Raw genomic sequence first — 13,716 nt, 5'->3', positions numbered from 1 at the left:
TGCACTGAGAAGGAACTCACCGCGCCTCCGACCAGGCCTCCGAAGCGGTTTTCACCGCCTCACCCGAACGAACCGACTCGGAGATCGCCAGCGCGATCAGATGGTCCTGACTCGCCGACGCCAGCGGATACGGCGGCTCCCCCGCACCCCGGCACCAATCCGTCATCCCCGCCAGCAACGACCCGATCGCGATCTCTTCGTCAGCCAGCCGGACGCCGGGAAACGGATTCCGGTAGACCACCGACCCGTCGAGGCTGAGATGGTCGAGGGCGAACCCCTCCAGATTCGAACCAAGCCCCGTCTGCCGCCGAACCAGCTGCGACTCGACAGCGGTCACCGGATCGACGAGCCGCACCACCCGATCGTCGACCAGCTCACCATGACTCCCACGAATGACGATCCGGCTGCTGCGCAAGGGGTTGTGCCATTGGTTGTCGGTGAAGTCGTACACCCCGACCCGACCGCCGAAATCCAGCGTCGCCAAGGTGGTGACAGCCGGACGCGCCACTTCTGCGCCCGTCCAGCCGGCACGCGTCATCGGATCGACCAGCGGCGCCTCGAACTGCCGCGCCGCAACCGTCGCCGGCTCCATCCCGACCCCGAGCAGCAGCCGAATCACCGACACCGCGTGGTACAGGTGTGTCGACGACAGCTGCACAGACGAGACCTCCCCGAGCCCACCGCTCCGTACCAGGGACATCTGCGCCGCATGCAAGGGCAGGAAGGGGTTCTGCTCGGCCACCTGCACCAACCCACTGCCGCCCACAGACGACCAGAGCCGCCGCAGCCCCTCCACATCCGGCGCCGGTGGCGTCTCGGTCAGTACCGGGATGCCCTCCGCAACCAACTCAGCCGTCACCCCCGGCGCGACCTCCCACGGCACGGACACGACGACGAAGTCCGGCCGCCCCTCCGCGAGCAACGAGCCCACCGACCGGTACGCCGGTACGCGCCACCGCCGCTCGACCTCCTGCCCCCGCTCGGCCGTCCGGGTGACCACCCCACTCACCGCGAACCGCGAGGGCATCAACTCCGCCAACCGGAGGAAGAACTCGCTCCGCCACCCGCTACCAACGACCCCGTACCGCCCCGGCTGCTCTGACATACCCCTAGTCTCGCCGGGACGGGCACGGCTCAGTTGAAGTGGGCTCCCGGCTTGCGGTAGCCGCGGAGCAGATCGCGGGAGATGATCAGCCGCTGCATCTCGTCGGTGCCCTCGAAGATGCGCCACAGCCGCACCTCGCGGAACCAGCGCTCGATCGGCAGCTCCTTCGTGTACCCCATCCCGCCATGGATCTGCAGCACCCGGTCAGCGACCCGGTTGACGGTATTGGTCCCGTAGAGCTTGGCGATCGCACTGTCATGTTGCGGCGGCCGCCCCTGATCGACCGACCAAGCGGCGTACAGGACGAGCCAGCGCGCCGCCTCCAGCTCGACCTCGGAGTCCGCGATCATCCACTGGATCGCCTGGTTGTCCCCGATCGGGTTCCCGAACGTCTCACGCGTGGTGGAGTGCTCGATCGCCAACTGCAGCAAGCGTTCACAAGCTCCGATCCCACGGGCCGGGATGATGAAGCGGCCCTTCATGATCCACCGCATCGCCAACTCGTAGCCCTGCCCCACTTCGCCGAGGATGTGGTCGGCAGGGACCCGTACATCGTCGAAGCTCAAGGTCGCCGGCACCGCCTGGCCCATCGTGACGATCGGGTCGGAGGTCCAGCCACGGTCCCGGTCGACCAGGAAGGCGGTGAAGCCACCCTTCGAGCCCTTCTCGGCGTCGGTGACCGCGATGACGATCGCGAAGTCCGCCTCGTTGCCGCCGGTGATGAAGGTCTTCTCACCCCGGATCACCCACTCGTCACCATCGCGCCGGGCGGTGGTCCGGATCGCCCGGGTGTCGGAGCCGGCCCCCGGCTCGGTGATCGCGAAACACGACCTCCGCTCCCCCGAGATCGTCGGCAGCAGGTACTCCTTGCGCTGTTCCTCATTGCTTTCGAAGAGGATGTTGTCGGCCTCGCCGCCGAACGAGAACGGCACGAAAGTACGCCCGAGCTCGCTCGTGATGAGGGCCTGGTCGACCGCCGACAGATCCATCCCGCCGTACTCCTCGGGTGTGCTCAACCCCCAGAACCCGAACGACTTCGCCTTCAGCCGGAGCGCCCTGACGACGTCCGGCTCGATTCCCGGCAGACCTTCCCGCTCCCGCTTGAGCACCTCGTTCTCCAGCGGCATCAGCTCCCGGCGGACGAACTCCCGCGTCGTCTCGCGGATCGCCCGCTGTTCCTCACTGAGCGAGAAGTCGACCATCTGCCCTCCATCGAATGGGTTTCCAACCACCGTAGGCGGTTCTACGCTCGCTCACATGCTGATGGAGATTCGCGGTACCAACCTGTACGTCGACCAGCGCGGCCCCTCGAACGCCCCGGCGCTCCTCTTCCTGCACGGCGGCCCCGGCTCCGGAACCTACGACTTCCTCTCCTTCCAGGGCGACGCGCTGTCGAGGAGTCTTCGCCTTATCGCCGTCGACCAGCGCGGCGTACAGCACTCCGATCCGCTCGAAGGCGAGGTCACCGAGCACGACCTGGTCGCGGACTTCGAGGCGGTACGGGAAGCACTCGGCATCGACAGGTGGTCGATCCTCGGCCACTCGTTCGGCGGCCGGCCGGCGCTCCGGTACGCCGTCCAGCATCCCGCGATCGTCGAGCGGGTGATCTTCGAGAACCCGGCCTGGGACATGGACCCCGTCACCCGAAACCTGGTCGAGGCAGCCCTGCCCCTGTTGCGTGAACTCGGCCAGGACCAAGGCGTGGCCGAGCTGCTCGAGGCAAGTGGCCCGATGACCGTCCAGCACTGGCAACAGCGGATCAGCGCGATGCACCGCCTCGGCGACCGCCGGATGGAGATCTACCTCGGTCCGGACTCGAAGGACCTGAAGCTGCCCGGCGACGAGCTACCCGACGAGATCCAGAGCCGGGCAGGCCGATTCGCCGAGAGCATCATCCAGTCGCCCGGCTTCCTCGAATCGCTGCTACCGCTGCTCAGCCAGGTGCCGCAGCCCGCCCTGCTGATCAAGGGCGGGTACGACCCGGTCACCAGCCCGACCGAGATCACCCGCTTCCAGCAGGACGTCCGCAACGGCTGCTACAGCTACTTCGAGGCTGCCGGCCACTTCGTCCATGCCGAAGCAGCCGACGCTTACACCGCATTGGTGACCTCGTACGTGCTCGAGCGATAACTAGGGCGCGATCGGGACCGCGCGCTTGTGGATGGTGCGTCGGTGGTAGCCGATGATCGTCTCGGCGGCCTTGTCGCCGATCTGCTTGCCCTCGAGGAAGTCATCGATCTCGTCGTACGTCACCCCAAGGACCTGCTCGTCCGGCACACCCGGATTGCCTGTCTCGAGATCGGCGGTCGGAACCTTGCCGGTGATCTCCACGGAGGCGCCGAGCTTCTCCCCGACCGCCCGCACCCGGCGCTTCGTGAGGCCCGCCAGCGGGGTCAGGTCGCAGGCACCGTCGCCGTACTTCGTGAAGAACCCCATCACTGCCTCGGCCGCGTGATCCGTCCCGACGACCAGCCCGCCGCGCACCCCGGCGACGGTGTACTGCGCGATCATCCGCTGCCGCGCCTTGACGTTGCCGCTGTGGAAGTCCTCGCGATCACCCAGATCGGCGTGCCGGACCGACTCGACCATCGCGTCCGTGGCCGGCTTGATGTCGACCGTGAGCGTCTCGTCCGGGCGGATGAATTCCAGCGCCCGCTGCGCGTCGTCCTCGTCGGCCTGCACCCCGTACGGCAGCCGCATGGCGATGAAGCTCGCCTGGCCGCCTTCCGCCCGCACGCGCTCGACGGCTAGCTGGCAGAGGCGGCCCGCAGTACTGGAGTCGACACCGCCGGAGATGCCCAGCACGTACGACGTGGCGCCCGAGGTCCGGAGCTGGTCGACGAGGAACGCGACCCGGCGCTCGATCTCGATGCCGGCGTCGAAGGACGGCGTCACGCCGAGCTCGCCGATGATCAGTTCCTGCAGGTACCGGCGGTCGAGCTCGCTCATCGGACTCCCTCGTTAGGCGTGGATCGTTCGATCCCAGCCTATTTCGCGGCCTGCCGTGGCGCCTGCGAAGGGGTCGGACATGAGGATTCCCCGCGCACCCGGAAGAGCTCACTTACCCTTGCTGCCTTCCGGCCCTGGGGGAGTTGGGCGAGATACCGCCACGCGGGGAACCAGCCAGAAGTGTACGGGATGAGGCCCCCCACCTCAGAATCCGGCCCTCCGGTACGCCGGAATGCCAGCGGCTGCCGCTGGGTTGCCATCGTTATGAAGACCCTCGACTTCGGCCCCTTCGGGATCACGACCGGCCTGACCAGCAGCGCTGACTCCCTGGACGCGGCGCGGGCCGCCGAGGACCTCGGCTACCCCGCCATCTGGCTCTCCGGCGGACCGCTCCCCGGCCTCCAGACCGTCGCCGACCTCATCAGGGTGACCTCGACGATCAAGTTCGTCACCGGCATCCTGTCGATCGACCAGTACTCGGCCGCCGACGTCACTGCCGCGTACACCGACCTAGAGGCCGCCGCCCCGGGCCGGTTCACCGTAGGGCTCGGCGGAGCTCACGGACCTCACCCACTGGCCCGGCTCAACGACTACCTCGACCAACTGGACGTAGTACCGGCTGAGCATCGGCTGCTGGCGGCGCTCGGCCCGCGGATGCTCAAGCTGGCCGCTGACCGCACTGCCGGGGCGTACCCGTTCCTGATCACACCCGAGTACACCGCCGAAGCGCGGCAGACCCTCGGCCCGGACAAGCTGCTCACCGTCGCCCACCTAGTAGTCCTCGAGACCGACCCGGACCGCGCCCGCGCAATCGCCCGAGACACGATCAGCTTCTTCCCCCAGATCCCCGGCTACGCCGCCTCACTCAAACGCCAAGGCTTCACCGACGCCGACCTGAAGGATCTCCCCAACCACCTGGTCGACTCCCTCGCCGCCTGGGGCACCCCCACCCAGATCGCCGACAAGCTCCACGAACACCACACCGCCGGCGCCGACCACGTCTCCATCGACGTCATCACCGGCATCACCGGCCCCCAGCCAATCGACCAGTGGCGAGCCCTAGCCCCCGCGCTGCTTACGTAACAACACCGGCACCCAGTGGTCCCCGTACCGCTCCTGGAGGTCCTCACGCCTCCAGTCCTCCCCGGTGACCACCCCACGACACAGCGCCGACCCGCAGCCGCACGTCATCTCGAACTCAGTCCCCGTACAAGTCCCATAATCGTTGGTGACCTCCTCCCCGGCAGGGATATCCCGCCGCGCCACCAAGGTGACCGCGTCGACCCACCAGGTATTCGGATCACAACTGTGGTTGCCATAAGCAATGACCGGCCGCGGCTCATCAGGCAACACCAGATGCTCGTCATCATCCAGCGTGATGGAATCCACCGGCGGACGCTCCAGCAGCACCTTGAGCTCCGCCGTGTTCACCCTCCGCCCAGCCAGTACAGAGACAGTTTCGCCTTCCTTTATTGATGCTTTGGCAAACAATCCTCGCCCGGCGATCCCCGACTCCCTGACCTCCAGATGCGGATGTCCCCAACACAACTGCCTCTCATACAACCGGGCCAAACTCTTGACCTTGTCGTACCGATACGGCTTCACCTCACCGGTCCGCTCAAACCCCTGCCGCTCCCAGAACCCCTGTGCCTCCCGGGCATTCGTATCCACCACAGCCAACCTGAGCGTCCGCACCTCACCCCACTCGCGCCCGACGTACTCCTCCACGCCCCGGTACGCCGCTGCCCCCACACCCCGCCCCCGATGCCTCCCGTGCACCTCCAACAGCCCAATGAAAGCCGTGTGCTCATCGGGATACCCCCGCAACAAATCGACCACCGCAACGAGCTGCTCGCCCTCCCACACCCCGAGCACCTTCTTCTGCTCAGCGTGTAGCCCGTCAGGCCGCATCATCAACAGACTCTGCGCATCGGCCGCCCCCGGCGGATACCCGGTCACCCGCTCGGCATACCCCGGATCCGACTCAATCAACTCCTGAACCGCACCCACCTCACCCACCGCGATCTCCCGCAGCACCGTCACTCCGCAGCCTCCAACTCCTCAATACTGCCGGCCATGATCGCCGGGATATTGCGGCCGACCTTCTCTGGCGCCCAATCCCACCAGGCGACCGCCAGCAATCTGGCGATCTCGTCATCTTCGAACCGCTTGCGAATCAACTTGGCCGGGTTGCCCCCGACGATCCCGTACGCCGGTACGTCGTCAACCGCGACCGCCTTGGCCGCGACGATCGCCCCGTCCCCGATCCGCACCCCCGGCATCACCGTCGCCCCGTACCCGAACCAGACGTCATTCCCGACCACCGTGTCCCCACGCCCCGGCAACCCAGTGATCAACCCGAAGTGCTCCGCCCAGCCCCCACCCATGATCGGAAACGGAAACGTCGACGGCCCATCCATCCGATGATTGGCCCCGTTCATCACGAACGTCGTCCCCTCACCCAGAGCGCAGTACTTCCCGATCCGCAGCATCTCGGGCCCGTAGTGATACAGCACGTTCTTCTCAAGAAACCGCTCCGGCTGCACCGGATCGTCGTAGTACGAGTACTCCCCCACCTCCACCAAGTCCGAGTCCACCACCCCCGAGAGCAGCACCACCCGCTCTACCCCCACCATCGGATAAACAACCCCCGGATCAGGCACACCATCCATACCCCGACCCTAGGCGCCCCACCTCCCCTGAGCCCCCCGATTTTCCTCCCCACCCGTTCCTCGCGTATCCTCGCGCCTGGAGGATTCGCCTAGAGGCCTAGGGCGCACGCTTGGAAAGCGTGTTGGGGGCAACCCCTCACGAGTTCGAATCTCGTATCCTCCGCCACTCTTGGGAAGGGCCGGACGCCCCAAGCGTCCGGCTCTTACTGCATCCAGGGATAGCTAGGCCCACGCGGCTCGTACCTCGCCGCTCCCCACCCCCCAGCTCCGCGGTGCTCCTCCGTCGCGCCGCCACGCTGCCTTCGCCCGCCAGCGGTCTCTAGCACCGCGATGACCGTCACCGCGCACCAAGCCGAACTGACCTGCGCAAACCCCATTGACCTCGGGACCCAATGCCGTCCGCTTGCAAGACAAGACCACGGCCCAACGCATCGCATCAGGGGGAATCTCAGTAAGCTACGACGCCAAAGCGCGGCCGGCTGGGCACATGTTCACCCGCATGGCGCCAACCGCGTAGAAGCCTCCTACGACCTGGACGCCTAATGCCGATCCAACTAGACGAATCACACCGCCAGCTCGTCCACCAGGTCCGCGACCAGGCGGGCGAGTGGCTAGCCACCAAAGGCACCGACCAGTACCGAGGCGGCCTCGACATGGCCAAGGTCCACGCCAACATCGACCACGACTTCGACAAGTTCCCTTTCGTCGGCTGGGAAGTCGACGGCCGCGTAGTCGCCATGATGGCAATCATCGACCAAGAAGCCGACTTCTGGACCCCCGAGGAACTAGCCGAACCACAGACCTACATCAGCCGCTTCTTCGTCATAGAACACGGCAAGGCCTACGGCTCGAACCTCCTTGACGCGGTGATCGAACAGGCGCGCCGAGACGATAAGCAGTGGGTACGCCTGAACTGCTGGAGCACCAACACCAGGCTTCATGAGTACTACATCGCTCACGGCTTTGAACACGTCCGAACGTGCAATATCCCCGGCCGAATGAGCGGCGCACTATTCCAGAGATCAACGCAGGCGGACGAGCGATGACTATCGAGGACAACGGGAGCCTCACTGCGGGCGAAGTAACAAATATTGGCCTGAACATTGCCCGCAACAACATGATCCAGTTTTCAGGCCACTCTCAGGAAATTGTCGATGTACGCGTCCAGAGATTCATTGAGATGTTCATTGCAGGAATTGATCAGCACCCGAATGCGCGGCTTGACGCAGTCAAGGATCCCGACATCCAATACTCCTTACTCATAGCCGAGAAGGAATACGCGCGATCAGGAGACGAGACTACCGCCGGACTGCTGGTGGATCTACTCGTCGGTCGATGCGCCCTGGAACAGCGTGGCCTTCAAGCGCTCGTGCTCAATGAGGCAATCGAAACGGTAGGTCGTCTAACCCGCAGGCAGGTCAGCACGCTAACCGCAAGCTGGCTTGTCACCCGAACGGTGCTCGAAGACATCGACAGCGTCGCCAAGTACGCCGAATGGCTGGCAGCCGACATGAAGCCATTCTTCGATATTTCGGAGCACATCTCAGAGTATCAACACCTCGCCTTTTTGGGATGCGTTTCCATGGACGGATCTGGACGCGGCTTTGGATATGTGGCTGGCCGGGTCTATCCGGGCGCGTTCGCCAAGGGCCTTGAACGGGAAGCTATTCCGCCTGCACTAAGGCCGTATGACTCCCCATTCAAGCCATGCACCAATTTTCCAGATCTTCTCCAGGTAGCCGCTAAAGACTCTACTCAGGTGAAGAACATCGCAGCAACGTGCGGACTTGATGACCTCAGCGCCGAAACGCTGCAGAATGTTTTTGAAGCGAACGTCATGTCCGAAGGGGAGGCGCAGGACATTCTAATTTCCAACCTCCCCGCCGCAGAGGAATTCATACGCCGTTGGAACACTACTCAAATGCTTCGGATCAACGTAACGTCGGTCGGGCTGGCCATAGCCTACGCAAACTGGGCGAGGATTTCCGGTTCAGAGAACCGGCTGTCCGTATGGATCCCCGACGACGTCTAGCCCATCCACAACTCCACAGCGGCGAAGACTGTTCAGACAGGACCTGGCGGTAGATACCTGTGGAGGTCAATAGGACGGTGCTGGACCTGACTGGTATAGGAAACAATTCCTAGGTACCAAAGCAATAGAGCATTCTCAGTAGGATATGAAGACAATATTGAGTCAGGCCGCGGTATCGCGTCGAAACTTTCCAGCGGCACACCTTTTGCATTCATCAGCGCATAGCCGTCAAGGCTGCATAAACTGTCTACTCTCCGCTCCAACGGAAGTTCTGCTTGACGTTCAGCCAGGGCCGCCGCAATCCCTCCTGGATTCGAGCACTCCAATGTGAGGGCAAAATAACACGTTGGCGCTATATCCAGCGTCTTTCCGTAGAGATTGTAGGTGGTGCTAACAAGCCCAGCTGGATGATAGGCCGACTTATCAAGAGATTTGACGCCAGACATGTGCTTGACAAGCTGTTCTACATCGCTTGGCCCGAGGTGCGTTTTCACCTCGATAGCAGCAATGGCACCTTCTGACGGCACAAGCTGGATTCCATCCTGGCCACTGGAGAAGAGAAGCGGGGTACGGGCGGCATCATAAAGAATGACATCTAACTGCGGACTGTGAGCACCTTTAGAATCAATAAGCTGTCCCTTCGCGATTCCGATCGAATCCGGGAGATGCTTACGAAGGAATTTCCGGACGGCGTCCTCTAGCGCTTCACCCTTTGAAAGGCTATGCGAAAGCGCAATGCGCGTCTCCTCCAACGAGACACGCATATGTTGCGCCGCTTGGGCCATAAGTTCCGTAAGTCCGGTCACACCCTAAACATAGCGCTAGAAGCACAGAACGTCACCTGCCGGAACATGACTTAGCATGGTGGGAGCCTCAGGCTCTAGGCAGGCCATCCTGAAATTCTCCCACAAGGCCACTCACGGAGAACCGGCCGCGTAATTCTTGGCCAAGCTATCCAGCCTACGCAGGTCTAGATCCCGCGTAGGGCCTCTTCAAATTCTGTGACGAGACCTTCGCTGGGGAAGCGTCGGCGGAGCTCCTGGTCCAACTCCCCGGCGATCATCTGCAGATGGACTTTGCTTTGGCGGCCGTCCTTGAGGCCAGATATGCCGAGGCCTACGGCTTGCTCTAAGTCGCCTTCGCGGCCTGCGACGATGCCGAGGGTGATGCGACACTCGGAGACTCGCATGGGGCTTAGCTCGTGGCCGTCTGGCGTGATGTTGTCGTTGATGACGGTGCGCGCGTATTGGCTGGCTAGGTCGTTGTCTCCGGCGATGCGGTGGACGTCCATGGCGTAGTAGTCCCACTTGGCCGGGTCGATCTTGAAATGGTTGTCCGGGCGGTCTGGATAGGGCAAGCGGTTGAGGATCTCCTTGCCGTTCTCAAGCACCGCGTGTAGATCGGACTCACCAAGGCGCGCTTTGGCCTTGGCCTCCTGGGCGATGAGCTGGACATGCACGCTGCTGCGCTGGGCGACGGCCTGGCCGCGTTGAGCGGCGTCGACGGCCTGGCGGAAGCGGCCTTGGGTGAGCGCGAACCAGGCGGTCATTTCGTGGCCCCAACCGGCGATCTCTGGGTGTCCGGCCTCTAGACCGAGCTGCATAGCTGCGGTCCGAGTGGACTCAGCAGCCGTGCGCATCCCTAGGTCGTACTCAACGCACCCAGCCAACAGGGCAAGCCACCCACCGGCCACCAAGAGGTCCGCATGCGCCTTCAGACCGACCGGGCGACGCAGCAGACCTGCCACATGTTGAAGCCAGCTGTGCGCCTCCTGACGCAGACCCAAGGCGTCGCGGTGGTTGTACTGACAACACAGCTCTTCGACGGTTGAGTGCAGACTTTCAAGGGTGCCAGCCGTGGTATCGCTAGCCTGCATCCGCTGGATGAGTTCCGCCGTTTGCCATGGGGTCTGGTCGAGCTTGGAGACGGTGTCACCTCGAGCTGCGGCGATCAGCTCGCCTTTGGCTCGCAGTACCTCGTCGCAGACGCGGGCTAGATCCTCGTTCGGGACCTTCCTGCCGTTCTCTAGATTCGACAGGTACGACCGGTGATAGTGCGTGGCTTTGCTGAGGTCGGCCAGGGACCAACCTCGGTGTTGCCGATACTCCCTCAGCCGGTCTCCGAAGGTCACCTATCCAGTGTCTCTCATGGGTTTGTATCCCTGCATCCTGAGCACGAGGGCTACGCGGGAACTGGTGATCTCACGCCGCGTGGTCGTCAAGCTGAATACATGAACGGCACACGTACGGGGCGCGATACAGCCGGGGTTGAGTGGGCAGGCACTGACGTCTGTGACGGGCTCCACCCCAAGACCGGCATGCCGTGCATCCTCGGGGAACACAAAGGCTTCCATCGGACGGCCGACGGCGCGGAATGGCTGGACGAGGAATGAGCACGCAGAGGGCCCGGCTGACGCGGCTCCTTGGAGGAGACAGCGTCTATGGACCTTGGTGGACACGCCTCCTTGAGCGGACGCCGTGGTGGCAGCGGATCTACGGGGATGGCTGGGACCAGGGCATCGACGACGCCGTGCGGTACGTCGAGCGGCTCTTGACGCAACACGCAGGTCCGACCGTTCCGAGAGCAGGGTTGGAGCAGCTCGCTGCCGACCTTCGTAGGGAGCTGGAGAACGCCTAGACCGGCGAGGCGCGCGTGTGACGCCCTGAGAACCGCGCGCGCCTCGCCTACCAAATCCACCTGACTCTCAAGCGGCCGGCGCGTAGCCTTAACGCGTGGCTATCGGGTTTTCTGACTATTCGAAAGATACGTTCGTTGCACCGCAGTTGTCCCGCTTCACGTCGGCCTTGATCAGAGACATGAGCAAGACGAGCGACCAGCAACAGCACTGGCTGGCCAACTTCATTCTGAACACGATGGTGCGGACCAGCATGGACGATCGGTCGCGTCAGACACTGTTCAACTTCCTGCGGCGCACGCAGTTTGCGTTCAGCGAGTACGAGCTCGCCCGGAACAAGACTGCTGACTATCTAGCAAACCCTGAGCACTTCTTGAAGTACTTGGCGGCTGTCGGTCACTGGGAAGTCGTCCTTTCGTATATCTACCAAGCCTACGAGTTGCTCACTCGCGCGGAGAAGAACGCGCTGTTCAAGAAGGACGACGGTACGACACTGCAACGTCTGAACCTGCTCTACAACCGCTCTAAGCACCTACCTAAGGCGATCAACAGTGATCAGATCGGCCACGGTTCCACCCTCGCGGTGTGGCTGACGAACGATGGACTTCGATGCCCTGACGGTCACCTAACGTTCGGCGAACTGGCCGAAATCCTTGAGGAATTAGCATTCGTGTCGGACGCCGTGCAAGACCCTCTGACGATGCACGAAAAGCTGTCGGGCTCGCCCTCTGGGCCGGAGTGATGACCTCCCCAGCCAGACCATAGATAGGCCTGTGGACAGTCTCAAAGTTAGTCTCATCCGCGTACGTTCGGGACCGTTCAGCGGGGTTCTAGGACTCCTCAGCTCCGCCTAAATGGCCCTTGCCGAACACCCCTGAACGACCCATCGAGCGATTGGAAAGCGTGTTGGGGGCAACCCCTCATGAGTTCGAATCTCGTATCCTCCGCCATTCTTGGGAAGAGCCGGACGCTCGGCGTCCGGCTCTTCTGCATCCGGGGAAGTCCGCCCACGCATAGCGATGATTGTTAGCGCGCAACCAGCGGAAACGACTTGCTCAGGCCTCAGGCCGCCTAATGTCTGCTCTTGACCTGCGACCTCCGCGAGATCGTCTTGAGTCCAACACAGCGCGAGTCATCATGCGGGGGCTATGGCTGGAGTACTAGGCGGCGCGCTCGCAGTGGTTGGTGTTTTGTAGGGCGCATAGGAGGAGGGGTAGCGACCGGTGCAGCTCGCGCTCCCAGTACGGCCAGTTGTGGATGCCCGGGCCGTAGAAGTCAGTTGTTACGCGTACGCCGGCCTGCTGGAGTCTCGGCGCTAGCAGCTGGTTCATCTGGTAGATCTGGGCCTCGAGTTCATCGCCCGGTTCACCGGGTGGTTCGAAGGGGCCCGGGGTGCCGTCACCACTGGACAGGAAGACGTACGTGGAGCGCAGCCGTTTCGCGAGGTAGTACGGATCGTGCGCCTGCCAGATGCCTCGCTGAGCGACCGGGTCGCCCCAGAGCGCCAGGGGATCCAGGCCGAACTCCTCCTCCATGAACCCCATCATTCCCTCGGGCCAGCCGTCGTACAGCGGGTGCACCACGCCGCTGTAACTAGCGGCCGCGCGGAACATGCCGGGGTTGCGGCCGGCGTACGAGAGGGCTCCGAAACCACCCATGGACAGGCCGGCGATCACGCGTTTCTGTCCGGCGCCGAAGTCGTGCTCCAGCAGCTGGCGAAGTTCACGGGTATGGAAGGTTTCCCACGCGGGCGGTCCGCCTTCGCCGTGGTTCCACCAGTCGCTGTACCAGCCCTGCGGACCGGCCTCGGGCATCACCACAAGTACGTTGCGAAGCTGCGCCAGGTCCTCGACGTCGGTCTGCAGAGTCCAGCTCTCATAGGTGTCGCAGCAGCCGTGTAAGAGGTAGAACGTCGGCCAATGATCACTACGCCGCCGCTGGTTCCAGCCGTCGGGAGTCAGCAGCCGCACCTTGGCGGTTCGGCCCAATGCCGGCGACTCGACGGTGAGGTCTACCAGACGGGAGCCGACCTGCTCCTCGGCGACAACCCGGGCACCTCCGCCCCGGCGTACATGTCCCGCATCACCTCCGGCATTCCCGACGGCAGCGGCTGCCGGAGCAACCCCGATCACCATGGCCAACAGCAAGGCTCCGACCGTACGACGACCAACCTGACGAAACACGGCGTCCTCCCCACCCCGCAGCTCATCCGCGCCGGGCGGCCCGCCTTGTGTGACGCCCGTGGTGGCGCAGACCCCAACAACCGTACGCGCTCACCAGTCGCGTGTCGCCGGTGAAAGAGCAATGATTCTGCCGATCGCAA

The 13,716-nt window shown here is 63.7% G+C and carries 15 protein-coding genes, 1 tRNA gene and 1 other RNA gene; 8 read left to right on the top strand and 9 right to left on the bottom strand.

The features are described from left to right. Positions 1-16: 16 nt before the first annotated feature. Both ACIA12_RS23040 and ACIA12_RS23035 read right to left on the bottom strand, forming a co-directional pair. Entirely contained in the window at positions 17-1,105 is a 1,089-nt protein-coding gene (locus tag ACIA12_RS23040; protein ID WP_396369089.1) for a Gfo/Idh/MocA family protein, read from the bottom strand. A 29-nt stretch (positions 1,106-1,134) separates the two neighbouring features. Further along, a complete protein-coding gene (locus ACIA12_RS23035) occupies positions 1,135-2,307 on the bottom strand; it encodes an acyl-CoA dehydrogenase family protein (RefSeq protein ID WP_396369088.1) in 1,173 nt (390 codons plus the stop codon). Positions 2,308-2,362: 55 nt separating this feature from the next. Here ACIA12_RS23035 and ACIA12_RS23030 point away from each other — a divergent pair, with 55 nt between their 5' ends. After that, positions 2,363-3,235: an alpha/beta fold hydrolase gene (locus ACIA12_RS23030; RefSeq protein ID WP_396369087.1), complete on the top strand. Its 873-nt coding sequence runs from the start codon at positions 2,363-2,365 to the stop codon at positions 3,233-3,235. Here the strand turns inward: ACIA12_RS23030 and nadE are convergent, their stop codons facing one another. Together nadE and ffs are read right to left on the bottom strand one after the other, a co-directional pair. After that, positions 3,236-4,054, bottom strand: coding sequence for an ammonia-dependent NAD(+) synthetase (nadE, locus tag ACIA12_RS23025; RefSeq protein WP_396369086.1), 819 nt, complete (start codon positions 4,052-4,054; stop codon positions 3,236-3,238). 78 nt (positions 4,055-4,132) lie between these two features. Further along, positions 4,133-4,229, bottom strand: an RNA gene (gene ffs / locus ACIA12_RS23020) — signal recognition particle sRNA small type. An 89-nt stretch (positions 4,230-4,318) separates the two neighbouring features. Here ffs and ACIA12_RS23015 point away from each other — a divergent pair. Next, positions 4,319-5,137, top strand: a complete 819-nt coding sequence (locus ACIA12_RS23015; protein ID WP_396369085.1) for a TIGR03620 family F420-dependent LLM class oxidoreductase — start codon at positions 4,319-4,321, stop codon at positions 5,135-5,137. On the opposite strand, the gene ACIA12_RS23010 is transcribed toward ACIA12_RS23015, so the two are convergent. Continuing rightward, positions 5,114-6,097 (bottom strand): GNAT family N-acetyltransferase, encoded by a 984-nt coding sequence (locus ACIA12_RS23010; protein ID WP_396369084.1) that lies wholly within the window; start codon positions 6,095-6,097, stop codon positions 5,114-5,116. The genes ACIA12_RS23015 and ACIA12_RS23010 overlap by 24 nt on opposite strands. Further along, the gene (locus tag ACIA12_RS23005; RefSeq protein ID WP_396369083.1) at positions 6,094-6,726 is read right to left on the bottom strand and encodes a CatB-related O-acetyltransferase; all 633 of its coding nucleotides are present in this window, start codon (positions 6,724-6,726) and stop codon (positions 6,094-6,096) included. Before ACIA12_RS23005 ends, ACIA12_RS23010 begins: the two co-directional genes overlap by 4 nt. 78 nt (positions 6,727-6,804) lie before the next feature. On the opposite strand from ACIA12_RS23005, the gene ACIA12_RS23000 reads away from it, so the two are divergent. From ACIA12_RS23000 to ACIA12_RS22990, 3 genes are all read left to right on the top strand, one after another. After that, positions 6,805-6,892: transfer RNA gene (locus tag ACIA12_RS23000), tRNA-Ser, on the top strand. Positions 6,893-7,268: 376 nt separating this feature from the next. Beyond that, positions 7,269-7,772, top strand: a complete 504-nt coding sequence (locus tag ACIA12_RS22995; protein ID WP_396369082.1) for a GNAT family N-acetyltransferase — start codon at positions 7,269-7,271, stop codon at positions 7,770-7,772. Continuing rightward, positions 7,769-8,758: an LPO_1073/Vpar_1526 family protein gene (locus ACIA12_RS22990; RefSeq protein ID WP_396369081.1), complete on the top strand. Its 990-nt coding sequence runs from the start codon at positions 7,769-7,771 to the stop codon at positions 8,756-8,758. Before ACIA12_RS22995 ends, ACIA12_RS22990 begins: the two co-directional genes overlap by 4 nt. 32 nt (positions 8,759-8,790) lie before the next feature. On the opposite strand, the gene ACIA12_RS22985 is transcribed toward ACIA12_RS22990, so the two are convergent. Both ACIA12_RS22985 and ACIA12_RS22980 read right to left on the bottom strand, forming a co-directional pair. Beyond that, a complete protein-coding gene (locus tag ACIA12_RS22985; protein ID WP_396369080.1) occupies positions 8,791-9,564 on the bottom strand; it encodes a DUF6602 domain-containing protein in 774 nt (257 codons plus the stop codon). A gap of 164 nt (positions 9,565-9,728) precedes the next feature. Then, positions 9,729-10,889 carry a helix-turn-helix domain-containing protein gene (locus tag ACIA12_RS22980; RefSeq protein ID WP_396369079.1) on the bottom strand — a complete coding sequence of 387 codons (1,161 nt, stop codon included), beginning with the start codon at positions 10,887-10,889 and terminating at the stop codon, positions 9,729-9,731. A 99-nt stretch (positions 10,890-10,988) separates the two neighbouring features. On the opposite strand from ACIA12_RS22980, the gene ACIA12_RS22975 reads away from it, so the two are divergent. From ACIA12_RS22975 to ACIA12_RS22965, 3 genes are all read left to right on the top strand, one after another. Then, the gene (locus tag ACIA12_RS22975) at positions 10,989-11,150 is read left to right on the top strand and encodes a hypothetical protein (protein ID WP_396369078.1); all 162 of its coding nucleotides are present in this window, start codon (positions 10,989-10,991) and stop codon (positions 11,148-11,150) included. Beyond that, positions 11,147-11,395: a hypothetical protein gene (locus ACIA12_RS22970; protein ID WP_396369077.1), complete on the top strand. Its 249-nt coding sequence runs from the start codon at positions 11,147-11,149 to the stop codon at positions 11,393-11,395. The genes ACIA12_RS22975 and ACIA12_RS22970 overlap by 4 nt, the downstream gene beginning before the upstream one ends. A 95-nt stretch (positions 11,396-11,490) precedes the next feature. Further along, positions 11,491-12,135 carry a hypothetical protein gene (locus ACIA12_RS22965; protein WP_396369076.1) on the top strand — a complete coding sequence of 215 codons (645 nt, stop codon included), beginning with the start codon at positions 11,491-11,493 and terminating at the stop codon, positions 12,133-12,135. A 418-nt stretch (positions 12,136-12,553) separates the two neighbouring features. Here ACIA12_RS22965 and ACIA12_RS22960 read toward each other — a convergent pair whose 3' ends face one another. Then, positions 12,554-13,540, bottom strand: coding sequence for an alpha/beta hydrolase (locus tag ACIA12_RS22960; RefSeq protein ID WP_396369075.1), 987 nt, complete (start codon positions 13,538-13,540; stop codon positions 12,554-12,556). Positions 13,541-13,716: the final 176 nt, after the last annotated feature.

Origin of the sequence: Kribbella sp. NPDC051620 (assembly GCF_044453825.1) — a bacterium.
GTDB lineage: Bacteria > Actinomycetota > Actinomycetes > Propionibacteriales > Kribbellaceae > Kribbella.
This window is presented reverse-complemented; position numbering and strand designations above follow the sequence as displayed.